The 18,830-nt window shown below is 37.3% G+C and carries 17 protein-coding genes and 3 tRNA genes; 4 read left to right on the forward strand and 16 right to left on the reverse strand.

Going from position 1 to position 18,830, the window contains the following annotated elements; all coding sequences use genetic code 11:
* Window positions 1–136: 136 nt before the first annotated feature.
* From ftsH to QRD39_RS06840, 15 genes are all read right to left on the reverse strand, one after another.
* Window positions 137–2,119 carry an ATP-dependent zinc metalloprotease FtsH gene (ftsH, locus tag QRD39_RS06770; RefSeq protein ID WP_021152715.1) on the reverse strand — a complete coding sequence of 661 codons (1,983 nt, stop codon included), beginning with the start codon at window positions 2,117–2,119 and terminating at the stop codon, window positions 137–139.
* A 19-nt stretch (window positions 2,120–2,138) separates the two neighbouring features.
* Window positions 2,139–2,681, reverse strand: coding sequence for a hypoxanthine phosphoribosyltransferase (gene hpt / locus QRD39_RS06775; RefSeq protein ID WP_002887355.1), 543 nt, complete (start codon window positions 2,679–2,681; stop codon window positions 2,139–2,141).
* A gap of 80 nt (window positions 2,682–2,761) precedes the next feature.
* Window positions 2,762–4,027: a tRNA lysidine(34) synthetase TilS gene (gene tilS, locus QRD39_RS06780; protein ID WP_285956074.1), complete on the reverse strand. Its 1,266-nt coding sequence runs from the start codon at window positions 4,025–4,027 to the stop codon at window positions 2,762–2,764.
* Complete coding sequence (locus tag QRD39_RS06785) at window positions 4,027–5,319, reverse strand: serine hydrolase (protein WP_008535955.1); 1,293 nt, start codon at window positions 5,317–5,319, stop codon at window positions 4,027–4,029. Before QRD39_RS06785 ends, tilS begins: the two co-directional genes overlap by 1 nt.
* Window positions 5,316–5,447 (reverse strand): SP_0009 family protein, encoded by a 132-nt coding sequence (locus tag QRD39_RS06790; RefSeq protein WP_021152711.1) that lies wholly within the window; start codon window positions 5,445–5,447, stop codon window positions 5,316–5,318. Before QRD39_RS06790 ends, QRD39_RS06785 begins: the two co-directional genes overlap by 4 nt.
* Window positions 5,447–5,818: an FtsB family cell division protein gene (locus tag QRD39_RS06795; RefSeq protein ID WP_002887358.1), complete on the reverse strand. Its 372-nt coding sequence runs from the start codon at window positions 5,816–5,818 to the stop codon at window positions 5,447–5,449. Before QRD39_RS06795 ends, QRD39_RS06790 begins: the two co-directional genes overlap by 1 nt.
* The gene (locus QRD39_RS06800) at window positions 5,802–6,077 is read right to left on the reverse strand and encodes an RNA-binding S4 domain-containing protein (protein WP_008535957.1); all 276 of its coding nucleotides are present in this window, start codon (window positions 6,075–6,077) and stop codon (window positions 5,802–5,804) included. Before QRD39_RS06800 ends, QRD39_RS06795 begins: the two co-directional genes overlap by 17 nt.
* Before the next feature lie 184 nt (window positions 6,078–6,261).
* Window positions 6,262–9,768, reverse strand: a complete 3,507-nt coding sequence (mfd, locus tag QRD39_RS06805) for a transcription-repair coupling factor (RefSeq protein ID WP_285956075.1) — start codon at window positions 9,766–9,768, stop codon at window positions 6,262–6,264.
* A complete protein-coding gene (pth, locus tag QRD39_RS06810; RefSeq protein ID WP_002887360.1) occupies window positions 9,761–10,330 on the reverse strand; it encodes an aminoacyl-tRNA hydrolase in 570 nt (189 codons plus the stop codon). The genes mfd and pth overlap by 8 nt, the downstream gene beginning before the upstream one ends.
* A 73-nt stretch (window positions 10,331–10,403) precedes the next feature.
* Complete coding sequence (gene ychF / locus QRD39_RS06815) at window positions 10,404–11,519, reverse strand: redox-regulated ATPase YchF (RefSeq protein WP_008535963.1); 1,116 nt, start codon at window positions 11,517–11,519, stop codon at window positions 10,404–10,406.
* A gap of 182 nt (window positions 11,520–11,701) precedes the next feature.
* Complete coding sequence (locus QRD39_RS06820) at window positions 11,702–11,893, reverse strand: DUF951 domain-containing protein (protein WP_008535964.1); 192 nt, start codon at window positions 11,891–11,893, stop codon at window positions 11,702–11,704.
* A 51-nt stretch (window positions 11,894–11,944) separates the two neighbouring features.
* Window positions 11,945–13,081, reverse strand: coding sequence for a DNA polymerase III subunit beta (gene dnaN / locus QRD39_RS06825; protein ID WP_008535965.1), 1,137 nt, complete (start codon window positions 13,079–13,081; stop codon window positions 11,945–11,947).
* Window positions 13,082–13,235: 154 nt separating this feature from the next.
* The gene (gene dnaA, locus QRD39_RS06830; RefSeq protein WP_002887363.1) at window positions 13,236–14,600 is read right to left on the reverse strand and encodes a chromosomal replication initiator protein DnaA; all 1,365 of its coding nucleotides are present in this window, start codon (window positions 14,598–14,600) and stop codon (window positions 13,236–13,238) included.
* A gap of 238 nt (window positions 14,601–14,838) precedes the next feature.
* A complete protein-coding gene (locus QRD39_RS06835) occupies window positions 14,839–15,606 on the reverse strand; it encodes a ParB/RepB/Spo0J family partition protein (protein WP_285956076.1) in 768 nt (255 codons plus the stop codon).
* A 65-nt stretch (window positions 15,607–15,671) separates the two neighbouring features.
* On the reverse strand, window positions 15,672–16,907 hold the full coding sequence (locus QRD39_RS06840; protein ID WP_285956077.1) for a S1C family serine protease: 1,236 nt from the start codon (window positions 16,905–16,907) through the stop codon (window positions 15,672–15,674).
* Between the two features lie 205 nt (window positions 16,908–17,112).
* Between QRD39_RS06840 and rlmH the strand changes: the two genes are divergently transcribed.
* Window positions 17,113–17,592 (forward strand): 23S rRNA (pseudouridine(1915)-N(3))-methyltransferase RlmH, encoded by a 480-nt coding sequence (rlmH, locus tag QRD39_RS06845; protein ID WP_002887366.1) that lies wholly within the window; start codon window positions 17,113–17,115, stop codon window positions 17,590–17,592.
* Between the two features lie 15 nt (window positions 17,593–17,607).
* Window positions 17,608–18,291: a YoaK family protein gene (locus tag QRD39_RS06850; RefSeq protein ID WP_002887367.1), complete on the forward strand. Its 684-nt coding sequence runs from the start codon at window positions 17,608–17,610 to the stop codon at window positions 18,289–18,291.
* Between the two features lie 26 nt (window positions 18,292–18,317).
* Here the strand turns inward: QRD39_RS06850 and QRD39_RS06855 are convergent.
* A tRNA-Arg gene (locus QRD39_RS06855) sits at window positions 18,318–18,391 on the reverse strand.
* Window positions 18,392–18,564: 173 nt separating this feature from the next.
* Here QRD39_RS06855 and QRD39_RS06860 point away from each other — a divergent pair.
* A tRNA-Glu gene (locus QRD39_RS06860) sits at window positions 18,565–18,636 on the forward strand.
* A gap of 21 nt (window positions 18,637–18,657) precedes the next feature.
* Window positions 18,658–18,731 (forward strand) — tRNA-Asn (locus QRD39_RS06865).
* Window positions 18,732–18,830: the final 99 nt, after the last annotated feature.

The raw sequence follows: 18,830 nt of genomic DNA on the forward strand, positions 1-18,830 counted from the left end.
CTCGTGTCTCTGCTTCATCCTCCGATGTAGCCTATTCATATTATCATCTCTTGCTTACCTTGTCAATAACTTTTTTAAAGTTTTAATTTTCTTTTTTTGTAACTTTTGTATTCAATAAAAAAGAAGAGTAAACACTCTACTCTTCTTCATCTTTATTATTCTTTGTTTCAAGTCTCTCTTTGACTTCATCAAAAGATAAAGCATGATTATCTTCATCAGAATCCTCAAGAGAATCTGCTGGCATTTTACCAGTTTTATAGATTGATTTAATCTGTGCAGCGTCGAGTGTTTCATACTTAAGCAAAGCCTCTGCAATGAGAGCATGTGTTTCTCGGTTTGCATTGATAATTTCAGCTGCTTTATCGTGTGCTTCAACCAGAAGTGATCGAATTTCTTCATCAATGAGTTGGGCAGTATGAGCTGAATAAGACTTATCCGGTGTAAATTGACCTGGATTCATAGCATGGTTACCTTCATATTGGACTGGTCCAAGTTTTTCACTCATACCATATTCAGTAACCATTGCACGTGCTAATTGTGTTGCTTGCTCAAAGTCATTTGAAGCACCTGACGTTTGAACATTAAAGATAATTTCTTCTGCCACACGTCCACCCATAAGGCCTGCCAATTGTTCTTTAAGCTCGTCCTTAGATGACAACATTTGATCCTCTTTTGGTAAAGAAATCATATATCCACCTGCACGACCTCGAGGAACAATAGTAACCTTATGAACATCACGAGCACTAGAAAGGGTTAGACCAACAATCGTATGTCCTGCTTCATGGTAAGCCACAACTTTACGTTCGTGTTCAGATACTTGACGATCTTTCTTAGAAGGACCAGCAATAACACGGTCTTCCGCTTCATCAATATCGCTAGCATCAATCCTTGTCTTACTACGTCTCGCTGCAACCAAAGCTGCCTCATTCAAAACATTTTCTAGGTCAGCTCCAACAAAACCTGGAGTTTGCTGAGCAACAACCTTAAGGTTAACGTCTTCAGCCAATGGTTTATTCTTAGCATGGACTTTCAAGATGGCTTCACGACCTTTTACATCTGGGCGACCAACAAGAACTTTACGGTCAAATCGTCCTGGACGCAAGAGAGCTGGATCAAGAACATCGCTACGGTTGGTTGCAGCAATGACAATAATATTCTCATTGCCATCAAACCCATCCATTTCAATCAACAACTGGTTGAGGGTCTGTTCACGTTCGTCATTTCCACCACCCATTCCGGTACCACGACGACGACCAACAGCATCAATTTCATCAATAAAGATGATAGCTCTCTCAGCCTTTTTAGCATCTTCAAACAGGCTACGAACACGGCTTGCTCCGACACCAACAAACATTTCTACAAAATCAGAACCTGAAATACTGAAGAAGGGAACATCTGCCTCACCAGCCACAGCCTTAGCAAGAAGAGTTTTACCTGTTCCTGGAGGGCCCTCAAGAAGAACACCCTTAGGAATACGTGCTCCCAAAGCCTTGTATTTACGCGGGTTTTTGAGGAAATCAACTACTTCTACGAGTTCTTCTTTTTCTTCTTCTGCACCCGCTACATCTGTGAAGCGAACCTTAATATTCTCTTTTGATTGTGTTTTAGCACGATTGCGACCAAAATTCATGGCACCTCGGTTGCCACCTTGATTCATCATAAAAATGAAGAAAATAGCAATACCAATCAAAGGGATATAACTAAAGAGATACGATATCCAAGTGCCACTTGAACTTTCACGAATCATTTTAACATTAACATCAGCTGATTCTGAAGCCGATTGCAATGTTTTCATTGTTGTTTCGTTCTGAAGAACTGTTGAAGTAAAGCTACGTGTCTCTGACGAAGCGCTACCTAAAAATGGTAAACTAAGGTCTGTATCAACCTTCTCGGCCTTTTTGTAGTTTCCTTTAACCTCAATGATACTACCGTTTGGTTGATAGGTGATTGATTTCACCTTACCATCTTTAATTTTATTAACCAACTGCGTGTAAGACAGTGATTGACTTGGACTTTGGCTTCCCCCAGCAAAATACTGGACTCCTGTTACGATTGCAATAATCACTAAGATATAGAGGAAAGCATTCCGCAAGAAGCCATTATTATTTTTATTATTCATAAGCTAATTAGACCTTTACTTATTTTGTATAAATCTCTTCTTTTAGAACACCAACGTAAGGAAGGTTACGGTACTTTTCGTCATAGTCTAGTCCGAAACCAACAATAAATTCGTTAGGAACATCGTAACATACATAATCAGCTTCAATGTCAACGACGCGACCTTCTGGTTTATCAAAAAGAGTTGCTATTTTTACTGAGTTTGCTTTACGGTATTTGAACATATCTCGAAGGTAAAGGAGGGTACGTCCAGTGTCAATGATATCTTCAATAAAGATGATATCTCGTCCTTCAACATTGGTATCAACATCCTTAAGTATCTTTACCTCACCACTGCTGACGGTTCCACCACCATAACTTGAAACGACCATAAAGTCCATTTCAAGATGTGTATCGATATGTTTGATAAGTTCAGCCATAAATGGAACAGCACCTTTTAAAACACCGACTAAAAGGGGATTTTTTCCTTCATAATCTTTTGTTAATTGCTGACCTAATTCTTTAGTTTTAGCTACGATATCCTCTTGGGAAAAGAGGACTTTTTTAATGTCTTTTTCTAACATTGGGTTCCCTTTCTCGAAGTCAATATTGTGTTATTATACCACTTTTACTTCAATCATCGTTATTTAAACATGGTATTTGATTAGAAATTCTTATAAATGACCACAGTGCCATAAAGTATAGCATTTTCGGGTTTTTTTTTCAAATAGAGACGCCCAGAGACATAAAGAAAGATAATCTGACCATCTTGTTCTCCTATAATAGCTTTTTGTCTTTCCTTGTCTGGAATTTTATTGTCTATGAAAAGTCGTCTTAATTTTTTATGGTGACTACCAAAGTCAATCTTATCGCCTTTTTGTCTATGACGAATCGTAATTGGAGAATCTGAACAAATATTAACACAATCTACGTTAGAATTGTCATTGAATTTCGAAAAAGTCAATGTGTACTCCTCAAACGTGATAGATTCTCCAAGTTTTAAGTGACGAGGGGAAGATAAAGATAGAGACTCTTCTTGCCTTATTAAGAAATCAGTTTGTGTTTTGACTAATTCATAACCATTTTTTAGGGGCACCTTTCCAGAAGCTTTTTTTCTTAAGTAACTTAACAATTGATTAAATTGGCCTTTAGAAAGCTGTAAATCAGGAAAGGAGTCTAAATAATTCTGAAGAAGAAGGAGTTGGACAGCATCTGACTGTTGTTGAAAAACAGATAAATCAGTGATAGTAATATCCTTTGTTAACTCCTCTAGAGCTTGCTCCATAAGACCAATCTCCTCGGATAAAAGACAAAGATGCTCCTTGAATTTAGGATTTTCCTGAGATAAGGTAGGGAGATAGGATAGTCTAATACGATTCCGGAGATAGGCTAATGAAGTATTACTCTTATCTTCAAAATGGAAAGTCTCTGGAAGTTGAGCTTTTGTGAGGTGCAAAAAGGGACGAATAATCTGACCAGTGCCAAAAGGTCTTACAGCTGAAATTCCTGTCAAATGTCTTAAACGACTTCCTCTCAAAAGTCTCATAAAAATCGTCTCAGCCTGATCATCAGCATGATGCGCAGTCACAAGGGCAGTGTAACCATAATCCTTCATAACTCTCCGAAAAAACTCATAGCGAAAGGTGCGGGCGTCATTTTCTGAAAACTTTCCTGAGAAGGCACTATAGTGAAAAGAGATCTGATGTTCCTTTGCCCAATGACGTAAATACGTTTCTTCATGCTCCGATTCTTGTCGTTGTTTATGATTAATATGAGCAATCCCAAGCTGAATGTCCAAGTCTTTTTGATGGTTATACAAAAAGTGCAGCAAACTCATCGAGTCTGCCCCACCTGATACTGCTACTAAAATTTTCTTGTGCTGGTTAAAATAACCTTTGTCTTGCATCATTTGCAACAATTTTTCTGTCATTATCTTAAAATTCCATAAACATCATCTGCAATTGAGGTGATTTTGTCATAGCCCTCTTTATCCGTAAAAATCGATAGAATAAAGGGCGAATCTGTATAAACAATTGCCACATCATGTTTAAAGTCGTAGGCATCTCCTATTTTATGTGCAACAGGAACATCAATGTTTTTTGAAATACGTTCGCCATCATAGTCTGTACTTGAAAGATAATTGATAATATCCCCATTTTGCCTATAGACAGACTCCATCAGGGTACCTGCGGCTCTAGCAGTCAACTCCTTTTTATCCATATTCCATGAGGTCGCTGCGGCTTTATCTACTGATTTTTGGAAGGATTTATCATACTGATTGGCTACATAATAACCTAATATATTTGTCGCTACATTATCTGAGTTTTGGGCTACAGCCTTCAACAGATTTTCCAAGCTATAGTTTTTATCATCAGGCATTTTACTGATTTTTCCAGAACCATCTGGATCATAAGCACCTGGGAATCCATTCACAGCAGAGGTATATTGATACTCGTCTGATAAAGATAATTTCTTATGCGACAGACGTTCCTGTGCATAATAGAGGACACCTAGCTTGGCTACGCTAGCAGCATACATGCTTTTTTCGTCATTGATAGCTGCTATTTTTCCAGTATCAAGTTGCTTAACATAAACTGAGATGCGCTCTTGATTGTTATACTTCTCGTTAAGTACTTTTTGAACAGCCTCAATGCGATTATCAGTAGTTGACAAGTCAGAGGCATTGATCCAACCTTCTCCATCTGCAAAATAATAAGTTCCAGCATGCGTCTGGGCAGCTCGGCTAACCTTTATCGGTTTGAAACTAGCGAGTTTAGAGTCTGCTTTTTCAGTCCCTAAAACGTAAGGTTCTTTGTAAACTGATAAACCATCTTTAGTCCAGAAGGTCATGTCTACTGGTTTTTGATTATAGACACTATCATCAATAATTGATTGCTGACTAGCGGCTACATAATCACCATCCTGAAGTTGGAAAACAGGTTCACCCTTAGCATTCCAAAAAATAGCAGAAATTGATAGTTTGGTATCTGCTTGAATATTGGCCTTAAAATCTGTTAATTCCTTGTTTTTATAAGTTAGGATACTTGTTACCGTTCTTGGATTTTTAGGAATCTGTTTAAACTGACTCAAACTAACTGTAGTGTTTTGAGTCAACTTTTGGACCTGTTTTGAGGTCAGAGTTAGCTTTTTCTCCATAGGAAGTAGGATTAAAGGACTGGAAGATACAAGCACAACGGTTGCAGCTATAAGGAGCTTTTTCATGCCTGCTTCTTCACCTCTACTTTCCTTGGTATATCTGTTTTGAGTTCTTGATTTTTTTCTGATAGTTCCTCTAACTTAGCTTCTGAGTAGGTTAAAAAAGTTTCTACAGTCTTAAGTAAATCTTTCATTAGGGTAATAAGCTTGGGACAGGATAGATAGACTCTCCTTCACGTGAATAATAGTATTTAGCACGCGCATATTTCTCAGCGAAAGCATCATCCTTAAGTTTTTTAGCCAAATCCTTTCGTTCTTTTGTCTGAGTGGACAGTTTCTCATAGTCTTTCTGAAGTGACAAAACTTCTTTTTCTTGTTGTTTAATATTCATATAGGTCTCAACCAGATTATAGGTTGGCAAGATAAAGAGTAAAACAACAACAAAGAGAATCCATCCCATAAAGCGATTTCTCTGCTCGTGTTCAGCACGCTCTAGACGTTGCTCTTGATTGGCATTATCTATGTAATCGTTCGTAAGTTGTACAATATTAGGCTTCTTGCTCATCTGCTTCAATCCTTGTTTCACTTATAATTTCATACATTTTTGCCGCATCTTCTTTTTTAGTACTATCTTTCATTTCGAGTACACGAACAGTCAGCAGTTTATTTCCGAAACGAACTTCAATCTGGTCCCCAATCTTCAAATCCGTGGATGACTTAGCGAGCACCCCATTCACTTTTATACGTCCTTTATCAGCTACTTCTTTAGCTACTGGACGACGTTTGATAATTCGTGATACTTTTAAATATTTGTCTAATCTCAATATTATTATTTCCTTTTCGTTAGGATATCTCTTCTATGATAGCATTTTTTTTAGAAAATAGCAGACGAAAGCCTTTTTAAACGCAAAAATGAGAGGAACGACACCAGTCGCCCCTCTCAGGAGATTTATGAAAAAGAAAAGTTTTAGGATGTTTATAGTATATAGCGACTTACTTAAACTTTCCTTAAGCTTCTATTTTTTCTTTACGTTCTTTGATTTCCATAAATGTCTGTCCGAAAATCTTTAACTCTTCAAGGATCTCATAGTCTCTCTTATTACGAACATCAAAAGTAATCTCAACTTTCCCCTTGTTGTCACTAATTCTTGCCTTTAAATGCGTCTTAGAGATAGCTTCGAAATAGTCTTGAGTCAAGAAGAATTTAAGAGAAGCTTTTTCAAAACGAACAATAATACTATCATTCTTACGATCAACTAATTCTGCAAAGGCAGCATCTAGATATGCCTTAACCAGACCAATCTCAATGAGATAGGCAACCTGGTCTGGATATTCTCCAAAGCGGTCAATAAGATCATCTTGAAGGTCTTGATAGTCTTTATGATTCTCAATTTCTCGAATCCGCTTATAAATTTCAATTTTTTGACGCTCGTCAGAAATATAGTCGGTTGGAAGATAAGCATCAATTTGAAGATTGAACTCTGCATTTCCTTTACGGCGAACTTGAGTTTTACCTTGACGTTTATTGATAGCTTCTTCCAAGAGTTGCGAGTACATTTCAAATCCGACTGAGTCAATGAAACCACTTTGAGAAGCACCAAGAATATTTCCTGCACCACGAATAGATAAATCACGCATGGCAATTTTAAAACCTGACCCCAGTTCAGTAAAGCCCTTAATAGCATCCAAACGCTTCTCAGAGACTTCTGTTAGTACTTTGTCAGGACGATACATGAGATAAGCATAAGCAATTCGATTACTACGTCCAACACGACCTCTTAGCTGATAAAGGGTAGACAAGCCCATATGGTCTGCATTCTCAATAAAAAGAGTATTAACGTTGGATATATCAATCCCTGTCTCGATAATGGTTGTAGCTACCAGAACATCGTAATCACCATTCAAGAAGTCTAGGAGGGTGTTCTCTAGCATCGACTCACTCATCTGACCATGTACAAACCCGATACGTGCTTCAGGTACCAACTCATGTAGTTCAGAAACTTTTTGGTCAATGGTTTCAACACGGTTATAAATATAAAAAACTTGACCACCTCGGTCCATCTCTCTTAGAACAGCTTCTCTAATAAGACCAGGATTGGTTTCCATCACATACGTTTGAACTGGATAACGGTTGGTAGGCGCTGTCTCAATAATCGACAAGTCACGAATCCCCAACATAGACATATGAAGCGTACGAGGAATAGGTGTCGCAGTTAGAGTAAGGACATCAACCTTAGCTTTCAACTCCTTAAGTTTCTCTTTATGCTTCACGCCAAAACGTTGCTCTTCATCAATTACTAACAAGCCTAAGTCAGAAAACTTAACATCTTTAGATAGCAGACGATGGGTACCGATGATAATATCAATACGACCTTTAGCTAGATTGTCAATAGTCTCAGTCTGCTCTTTTTTACTTCTAAAACGACTAAGTTCATCCACTTCAACGGCATGATTTTCAAAACGTTCTTTAAAATTCAAATAGTGCTGATGGGCGAGAACTGTTGTAGGAACTAGAATAGCAACTTGCTTACCATCGTTGACTGCCTTGAAGGTAGCACGCATAGCTACCTCTGTTTTACCAAAACCAACATCACCAACCAAGAGACGATCCATAGGTTTATCTGACTCCATGTCTGCCTTAATTTCTTTGATAGAACGCAATTGATCCACTGTCTCAGCGTAGGCAAAATCATCTTCGAAATCTCTTTGATTATCATCATCCGGTGAAAATGCAAAACCTTTAAGTTGACTACGCTCGGCATAGAGTTTTAAGAGATCATCGGCAATATCCTCTACCTGCTTGCTTACTTTTTGCTTGGTCCTTTGGAAGCGCCCATCATTGAGTTTATTAATTTTGGGCTCTTTACCATCTGCCGACACATACTTAGAGAGACTCTCAATCTGCTCAACAGGTAGAGAAATTGTAGCTGCATCCTGATATTGGATAGTCAGATAATCACGATGCACCCCTTTAATCTCAATGGTCTCAATACCTTTAAATTGTCCGATACCATGAGTCTGGTGTACAACATAATCACCTTTTTCAAGTTCATTGTAATCTTTAAGACGCTCAGCATTGGAAACATGACTGGCACGCACACGACGTTTCACTTTTTTATGGAAAATCTCACGTTCAGTAACTAGAACAAGCTTTTCATCCGCAAAGTAAAAACCATTGGATAAGTTTCCTAAAACTAACTGAGGCTTATTAGGTATTAAATCTTGAAAACTACTAAGAGGTAAATCTAGGTCGTATTCTTCCAAAGTTTCCTTCAAAGATTTGAGCTGCTTCTCAGATCCTACTTGTAAAATAACTGTCGCCTTATTCTTGGTATAGCGATGTATTTCATCAACTAGAAGTGGAAACTGGTTAAAGAACTCCTGCATAGGGTATTGCGTGAATTGATACAACTTATCAAATTTAAGATTCCCCAGTCCCTTATGAAAATTTGAAAAGAAACTAGCAGGATGATAGTTACGCAAAGTCTTAAATGAATCCACAAAGTAATTTAGATGACTTAGCGACTTACCTTGTTGAAGATCCTCAGTTAAAAGATTAGCCACCTCCAATTCAAGACGCCCGTGGCGGTCCACTATTTTATGAAAATCATCAATGAATACAGGAGTCCCCTTGGGCAGATAGTCAAATAAGGTATAAGCTTTGTCATAAAAGAGAGATAGAAACTTACGCAAATCTTTATGACGGTGACCATCAATCGTTACTGACAGAACTTCTTCAAGATAAGCCTTATGAGGACCTTCTGACTTTGAGACTTCACTTTCTAGGGCCTTCTCAGCACGTTGGTAATCTTCTCTTGTTAAGATAATATCATCTGCCGGTGATACGATAACATGCTCTAAATTGTCTAAAGATTTCTGACTATCACTATCAAACTGACGAATGCCATCAATCTCGTCTCCAAAAAATTCTAAACGGTAAGGTAGCTCTGCAGTCAGTTCATAAATATCTAAAATATCGCCCCTGCGACTAAACTCACCAGGTGAGAAAACCTGTTCTACTCTTTGATATCCAATATTACTCAGATGCTTACTAAGAGCTTCTAAATCATGTTCCTCCCCTAGTGCTAAGTCAATACGAGAGTCTTTATAAACCTTAGGATTAGGCAAATGTAACTTAGTACCAACTAAACTCGTAACTAAGATTCCACTTGCCTCTTTATCCATTAAAAAATTAAGACTTTCGAGACGAGAATGGGTCTTTTCTGGTGAAGCAAAGATAAATTCAGCAGCTGATACGTCATCTGCAAAAAAGGAGTAAACCTTGTCTTCTCCTAAGATAGCTGACAAGTCTCCTGTCAATTGCTCAGCTTCATTTTGTGTTGAGGTGACTATTAAAATCTTTGGAACCTGTTCAGAAAGAGCGGATGCCATGACAACTGCCTTGCTCGAACCAGAAAATCCCATTAACAGTTGTCGACTTAATAATGACACCTTATCTCGCCATTCAACCAATTGAGGATTTTCCTCAAAAAGATCTAAGATTGTATTAGCCATTATAACGCCTCATGGTGTCTTCAAAATCATTTGTTTTAAGGTAATGATTCAGTGCGGCCTCTACCTTGTCTAAAGTCAGCTGTATTGTGGCATAATCATCCTCATTAAATCTTCCAAGAACATGATTAACGACTGTCATACCTTTTTGTGGACGACCAATGCCAATTTTTATACGATCAAATTCTTGAGTTCCGGTTTCAGCAATGATAGATTTAATACCATTATGACCACCTGCTGAACCTTTTTGACGAAAACGGATTTTTCCAACTTCCATATCTAAATCATCATAAATGACGATAAAATTTTCGATTGGAATATTGTAATAAGCCAACAATGCTCTAACGGCTAGACCTGATAGATTCATAAAGGTTGTTGGTTTAACAAAATAAACTTTCTCACCGTTTAAGAAAGTTGAAGCCACTTCAGCCTTAAAGGTCTTTTCCTCAGAAAATGTTAACCCTAACCCCTTAGCAATAAGGTCTATTGCCATAAAACCAACATTGTGACGTGTCTCATGGTATTTTGAACCTGGATTGCCCAAACCAACTACTAATTTTGTCATTATTTCTCCTCTTTGATAGACAGCAAAAGGACTGAAAAATACTTTTCAGCCTGGTGCATTATTTTTTTATTTTCTATACGTTAAAGCGGAACTCCATGATGTCACCATCTTGAACAACATAATCTTTTCCTTCTTCACGAAGGCGTCCAGCTTCCCTAACAGCTTTCTCAGATCCATAGCTAATCAAATCGTCATAAGACATCGTTACAGCCCTGATAAAGCCTTTCTCGAAGTCAGAGTGGATAATTCCAGCAGCTTGTGGGGCTTTGATACCACGCTTAAAGGTCCAAGCTCTTACTTCTTTTTCACCAGCAGTGAAATAAGTTCCAAGACCAAGCAAGTGATAAGCTGCGCGTGTCAGTTTATCAACACCAGACTCTGTCAAGCCGAGGTCTTCCAAGAACATCTCTTTATCCTCATCATCCAACTCAGAAATTTCTTCTTCAACACGAGCTGAGATAACGACTACTTCTGCATTCTCAGTTGCTGCAAACTCACGAATTTGTTTAACATACTCAATATCATCTGGATTTGAGACTTGATCCTCATCAACATTTGCCACATAGAGCACCGGTTTTGTTGTCAAGAGGAAAAGTCCCTTTACAATTTTTTGCTCTTCCTCAGTAAAATCAATCGTACGAGCTGACTTGCCATCTTCCAGCACGGGCTTAAGTTTCTGAAGAACATTAAACTCTGCCACAGAATCTTTATCTTTTTGAGTACGGGCAACTTTTTCAACACGGGCATAGCGTTTGTTAACTGACTCAAGGTCAGCCAAAATCAATTCTAGGTTGATGGTATCAATATCAGCCATCGGATCAACGAAAGCATCCTCACGCCCTTGTTCACGCATAACATTTTCATCATCGAAGGCACGAACAACATGGACAATCGCATCCACTTCACGAATATTGGCCAAGAACTTATTTCCAAGACCTTCACCCTTTGATGCTCCTTTTACAATACCTGCAATATCTGTGAACTCAAATGTGGTTGGAACTGTCTTTTTAGGGGTAATAAGTTCAGTCAATTTTGTCAAACGCTCATCTGGTACTTCAACCATACCAACGTTTGGATCAATTGTTGCGAAAGGATAGTTAGCAGCTTCCGCACCTGCTTTTGTAATTGCATTGAAAAGAGTTGATTTACCAACGTTAGGCAAACCAACGATACCTGCTGTTAAAGCCATTAATATTTTTCTCCATAAAAAAGTAATTCAGTTAATTATAACACAAAAAATGTTAAAAATTGGCAGCTTCCTTTTGATAATTAGAAAAAGGAAGAAATAACAAAATGAGATCTTTTGGGGTAACTTTGACACCCTGCCAATATAGGCAATCTTCAGGATGCAGACCTCATCCTTAAACCTAGTTATAAAACTTTTTTTAGTTTCTTTTCAAAATCATGACGACTCATCATGACCACATGATCACAATTGGTACAACGAATCTTAATATCAGCTCCAAGACGGGTCACTTCCCATTCATTGGCTTTTTTTCCTGTTGCTTTGATAGTACAAGCATGAGGTTTTTTCATTTCAACGAAACTTCCAAGTTGGTACATAAAATCCCTTTCTAGTAAAAAAGTTATCCACAGTGGATAACTTTTTCGATTTTAGTTTGTTCTTACAGGTGTAATCAATTGAATAAAGTTTTCACTATCATCTGCTGGCGTCAAAGTAAATGGACGTACTGGTGAGATGAAACGCACACGTACAGTCTCACTCTTAAGTGCTTTTAAGGCGTCAATCAAGTATGTTGGATTAAAACTAATAATCAAATCACTACCCGAAACATCCTGCACATCAATGTCTTCATTGACTTTTCCGACTTCCGGAGAGTTAACATGAGCGCTAACATTACCATTAACGATTTCGAGTTTGACTGTTCCACTTTGACTTGCATTTGAAATCAGATAAGAACGCTCCATAGCAGAACGGAGGCTTGCAGTTTCAAAAACAACTTCAGTTTCAAATGAATCTGACAAGAGACGATTCGTATCTGGATAATTTCCTTCCAGTAAGCGTGTATAGAAAGAGATGGTTTCACTACGGAAAAGAATTTGATTAGCTGAGAAGAAAACTTCCAAGTTATCAATATCATCACTAAAGACTGCTGATAATTCTTTTAGAGAGCGACTTGGGATTACAACATCAAAATTATCTGCAGAATGCTCTAAAACAAGTTGGCGTTGGCTCATACGATGAGAATCTGTTGCTACAGCCTTTAAATCATTGTGGTTGGAAAGGACAAAGTGAACTCCGGTTAAAATTGGACGACTTTCTTGCGTACTTGCTGCAAATGAAGTTTCAGAAATGATGGATTTTAATACCTTAGTATTCATCATTAATGGGGTTAAGCTATCAACTTCTTGAATACGTGGATATTGTTCGACATCTTTCCCCTTTAGAGTAATTTCAGATTTCCCACTTTTTAGTAATACTTGGTATTGTTCGATTTCTTCAAAAGTAAGGGTAACATCAGGTAGGCTTGAAACAACATTAATAAAAAAGTTTGCTTCCAAAAGGATAGTACCTGATTGGGTAATCAATAAACCTGCATTTTCTTCTGAAACGGAAATGCTGTTTTCAATTGAAATTTGACCATTTGAACCAGTCAAATAGATTCCCTCACTAGTTACCTCGATTTTTATGGTTGATAGAATTGGGATAGCATTTTTAGAGGAAATAGCTCGTCGAGTTGTATGAAGTGCTTGTAGGAAATAAGCTTTATTAATCGCAAATTGAATCATGATACTCCTTTATTTTATTAGTATTATTTTAGTAGTAGTAGTAGGTCTTGTGGACACTGTGCATAAGTTCAAAATTCATAGATTTAGCAAGGCATAGGACTTGTGCACAGCTTGTGGAAAACTCTGAATTTTTTTGTTGACTTATCCACAAGGGTCATTTTATCTTATTTTTGATGGTATCAATTTCGATACGTAAACTGTCATCTTGAGAAATCATATTTTTGATTTTGTTATAGGCATGTAAGACTGTTGAGTGGTCTCTTCCCCCAAATTCTTTCCCAATTTTAGGAAGAGAGTTATCAGTCATTTCACGCGCAAGATACATAGCAACCTGGCGTGCCAAGACAATATTTTGTGTTCTTTTGGTCGCCTTAATCTCCTTGACAGTAACATTATAAAACTTACCTACCTCAGTTTGGATATCTTCAATAGGAATGAGAGTTAGCTTAGGTCCATCCATTTTACGTGCACGGATGGCTTCTGCAGCTACTTCTACTGTGATAGTATCTAGTTGACGGACGTTAGCAACTAAACTAATATCTTTTAGGGCTCCTTCTAAGTCACGGACATTTGAGTCAAACTGGCCAGCTAAATATTCAATAGTTTCAGATGGAAAATGATAATCGTAGTCCATAATCTTATTAGTCAAAATAGCAACTCTAGTTTCAAAGTCAGGGGGTGTAATATTGACGGTTAATCCCCATTTGAAGCGCGTGACGAGACGTTCTTCCATCTCATTTAATTGATCTGGGTTACGGTCGCTAGTCAAGACGATTTGCTTGTTATTGTTGTGCAAGACGTTGAAGGTATTGAAAAATTCCTCTTGGGTAGCTTGTGTTGATTTTTTTGCCAGTGATTGGATGTCATCAATCAAGAGGACATCTAGATGGCGATATTTTAGTTTTAGTTCATCCATTTTGTCTAAACGGATGTGTACGACAAATTCATTAATGAAATTTTCAGCAGTAATATATTTAATGCGAGCTTGAGGATTATCATGTAAGACTTTGTTACCAATGGCATTGAGCAAGTGCGTCTTTCCAAGACCGGGGCCCCCGTATATGAATAGAGGGTTATAAGTTGCCCCAGGGGAATCAGCAACAGCTAAGGATGCAGCTACTGACCAACGATTTTCATCTCCTTGAATAAAATTGTCAAAGGTATACTTACTATTTAAGTCTGAGTTCAATGTAGGAAGAGCAGGCGATTGCAAATCCTTATTACTGCTGAAGTCATTAGTGGTTACGTTTTGATGTACTTGATTTAAGAGTGCTTCATCAAAGACATATTCAACCTCTATTTTACTATTATAGACTTCAAATCCTGCCAATAAGATGACAGACTGCATGTTTTTTTCCCAGAATAGTTTTTTGACCTCTTCAAGCAGAATTGTAGCAACGTTATCTTGAACTTTGATGAGCTTGGTATCTAGAACATAATAATCAAAAGTGGCTTGTGTAAGCTCCTCTTTGGCCAGCTCTAAGAGCTTATTCCAAAAAAATTGCTCTTTTTCTGTCATTCCATCAATTCTCCTTTTATATTCTTATCCTCTGATTCTATCATAAAATAAAAAAGTTTTCCACAGGTCTAAAAGAGAAGCAAGCTGAGGTTATCAACAACCTAAAAAAGATAATCCACATTGTGCATATGAGTTTTCCACAGTCTGTGAATAAAAAAAGAAACCCTTTATTTTAAAAGGTTTTTTACGTTTATAATCTGTGGATAAGAGTGTATTTCTTATCGTATAAATTCACAGGTTAAATAAGTTTGTTGATAAGTCTGTTAAAATCTTCTTCTGACGAAAATTGTATCTTAATTGTCCCTGAGTGATTTTTATGATAACTAATAGTCACAGGGAGGCCAAGTGATTTCTCAAGTTCTTTTTCTTTATCTTTTATATGTATATCTTTCTTTAGTTTTTGCTTTCTAGGTAGCTCCTGAAGTCTTTTTTCTAGAGTACGAACCGACCACTTTTCAGTAAGGACTTTATGAAAAATGTTTAATTGCTTTTCAGGATTTTGAATAGCTAAGAGCGCTCTGGCATGTCCTTGACTCAATTTTCCATGCTCGATACTCAGTTGAATTTCTCTAGGTAGTTGGAGGAGTCTAAGAGCATTACTAATATATGGCCTAGATTTTCCCATAGCTTTGGCCAGCTCCTCGTGGCTATATGATAACTCACTAATTAAATTATGATAGGCTTTTGCTTCTTCAATAGGATTTAGATTTGACCGCTGTAAATTTTCAATAATGGCTTGTTTACGGCTATCTTGGTCTGTTATTTCTTTTACAACTGCAGGGATTTCTGTCATTCCTAGACGTTTACAAGCTCGTAAACGTCTTTCTCCAGCAATTAGTTCATAACCAATAATATCAGATTTTCGAACGATGATGGGTTGTATTAAGCCATTTTCAGCTATTGATTGCCTAAGCTCTGTTAACTCGTCATCTGAGAACTCTAGGCGAGGTTGAAAAGGATTAGGATAGATTTCCTGTATAGGTAAAGTTTTGAGTTGTTCTGACATAGCGTTCCTTTCCAAAAAAAGACCTTTACATTATTGTAAAGGTCTTTTGACAGATTTGTCAATGATTAATCAGATAAGTCTTCTGTAGATTTTGTTAATTTAAGTTCCTCAGTCTTCTTATCTTTACCACGATAGAAGGTTACCTTAATGGTATCACCAATACTATGACTATAAAGATTTGTTTGGATATCTGTTTTTGAACTAATTTCTTTGCCATCAATCTCGGTAATAACATCATTTTCTTGGAGTTTACCGTCAGCTGGCATACCTTTTTGAACACTGCCAACAACGACTCCAGATTTGACATCATCAGGTAAATCTAATTTAGAAGTTGCACTGCTAGAAAGGTTACTAAGATCAACCATTGATATTCCTAGAGCTGGTCGTGTTACTTTTCCATTTTTCTCCAACTGATTAATGATTTCGACAACATCATTAGATGGGATGGCAAATCCCATACCTTCTACGGCGCTTCCGGCCACTGCTGAAGTTGATGAAATTTTACTTGAGTTAATACCGATAACTTGACCTTCAATATTGACAAGTGCGCCACCTGAGTTACCAGGGTTAATGGCAGCATCTGTTTGAATAGCGTTTGTTGAGACCGTCTCACCATTATCATTTTGCATGGTTACAGTGCGGCTCAGGCTAGATACGATTCCCTCAGTTACGGAGTTGGCGTACTCAGTACCGAGTGGACTACCGATAGCAATTGCCTTTTCCCCTACTGTTAGTGAGTTTGAATCTGCAAATTCTGCAACCGTTGATATTTTATCTGAGGAAACTTTGACAACTGCTAGGTCAGAGTAAGTATCTTTCCCAACGAGGTCACCAGTAATTTTTGAACCATCTGCAAGCATGATTTCAAGCTTTTTAGCGCCATCAACAACGTGGTTGTTAGTTACGATGTAAGCCTCTTTTCCATCTTTTTTATAGATGACTCCAGACCCCTCACCGGCTACCTGCAAGCCATCAGAATCTTTTGATTTTTCTTGGCTGGAATCAGAATTATCACCCCCACCAAAAATACGTCCGTAAAGATTGTTTAGAGAATCTGATGATGATCCTTCTTGATAATTGATAACAGAAACAACGGCATTTTGCACTTTCTTAACGGCCTTAGTTGTATCTGTTGTGTTACTATAGACGGTTTTAGCTGTTTTGATACCTGTTGATGTTGTATTTGTAAAGGATATACCTGCTGCTGTTAACAGGATAAAGGCTCCAATCAAACCTCCCAGTAATCCAATAAGTAGCATTATTATAGGTGCTACTATTTTTTTCCAGTTAAATTTTTTCACGTTTAGTCCTCCTTTTTTGATAAACATATCAAAGTAAGCTTAATTATATCATAAAGTTATAGCAAAAACAGTTATCAACAACCTGTGGATAAGTTTTTATAAGTGTAGATAATAGGCTGTTTTAAAGGGATTAGTAGACAGAGTTGAAGAGGGAAAGTTGTGGATAAGGTGTTAAAAGATTGTGGATATGTGCTATAATAAATTTATGAAAGTGAAATTGATTACAGTTGGAAAATTGAAAGAAAAATATTTGAAAGATGGTATTTCGGAGTATGTTAAACGACTAGGACGCTTTACAAAATTTGAGTCTATAGAATTACCTGATGAAAAGACACCTGATAATGCAAGTGAGTCTGAAAATAAATTAATTCTCGAAAAAGAGGGGCGACGCATCCTATCTAAAGTAGGTGACCGTGATTATGTTATTGCTTTAGCAATAGAAGGTAAGCAATTTCCTTCAGAGCAATTTGCGAAAGAAATTGAGCAAGCCACTCTTAAAGGCCATTCAGAAATTACTTTTATTATTGGTGGAAGTTTAGGACTGTCATTGGAAGTCAAAAAAAGAGCTAACCAATTAATGAGTTTTGGTCTCCTAACTTTTCCTCACCAGCTTATGCGTCTTGTATTAGTTGAGCAAATCTATCGCGCATTCATGATTCAACAAGGAAGTCCCTATCATAAGTAGAAGAAGGAAACAGACATGTTCAAAATGAAAAAACGGTCTTATCGTGTTTTTGAAGGCTTACGAGTAGCTACCTTAGTCAGTTACATAGGTGGTTTTATTGACGCTTACACTTACAATACTCAAGATGGGCGATTTGCTAGTATACAGACAGGGAATCTCCTTTATTTGGTTATTCATCTCGTTGATGGTCATATCGCAAGGGCTTTTAGTTACTCTATCCCTATATTTTTCTTTATTTTAGGTCAGTTTTTTGTCTTTTTTGCAAAAAAGTGGCTTATTAACCATAAATGGGGATGGCATTTACAGGCCATTAGGCTCGCATTTCTATTGATGATAGTACTCGCAATCATCACTCCATATGTAGATTCCACTATCACTATCGCGGGATTGGCTTTCTTCGCCTCTCTTCAAGTAGGTATTTTCAAGCGTGTCAGAGGGGTAAATTATGCCTCCTTTATGATGACTGGTAATATTACCAATACCTCTTTAACTGTTGCACGAGCCATTGATGAACATGATTCTAAAGTACTTAAACAAGCATCTTATACTACTATTATCATATTTACTTTTATGGTGGGAGTGGCGACATCAACATGGTTTTCTCATTATTTACATGAATACAGTCTCTATACGACGTTGTTGCCTTTGTTTATTTTAAATTATTTTCTATATATTGAAGCAAAAGAAAAACGCAACTAGAAACTCTAGATTGCGTTTTTTGTATCTGATCCCAGCAGGATTCGAACCTGCGACCGTTCGCTTAGAAGGCGAATGCTCTATCCAGCTGAGCTATGAGACCAACAACTCTATTAGTTTACAAAATATATAGCAACATGTCAATACTTTGTAAAATCTAACCTAAAATCAAAATGAATTAGCAAAATTTAATATTTTTTTTGAAAAAAAGTATAGACAAAATCAAATACTCTGATATAATAATAAGAGTGTTAACGAGATGATTAACTCAAAATTGGTCCGTTGGTCAAGGGGTTAAGACACCGCCTTTTCACGGCGGTAACACGGGTTCGAATCCCGTACGGACTATTTTGCTACATAGCAGTTTTATCCGCCATAGCTCAGTTGGTAGTAGCGCATGACTGTTAATCATGATGTCGTAGGTTCGAGTCCTACTGGCGGAGTGATAAGACACCTCAAGTTTAATGACTTGAGTTTTTTTATTTACCTAAAAAATAAACAGGTATGGAACGACCGTTCCATACCTGTTTTAGGATAATGTA

This window comes from Streptococcus raffinosi (assembly GCF_030284685.1).
Classification (GTDB): domain Bacteria; phylum Bacillota; class Bacilli; order Lactobacillales; family Streptococcaceae; genus Streptococcus; species Streptococcus raffinosi.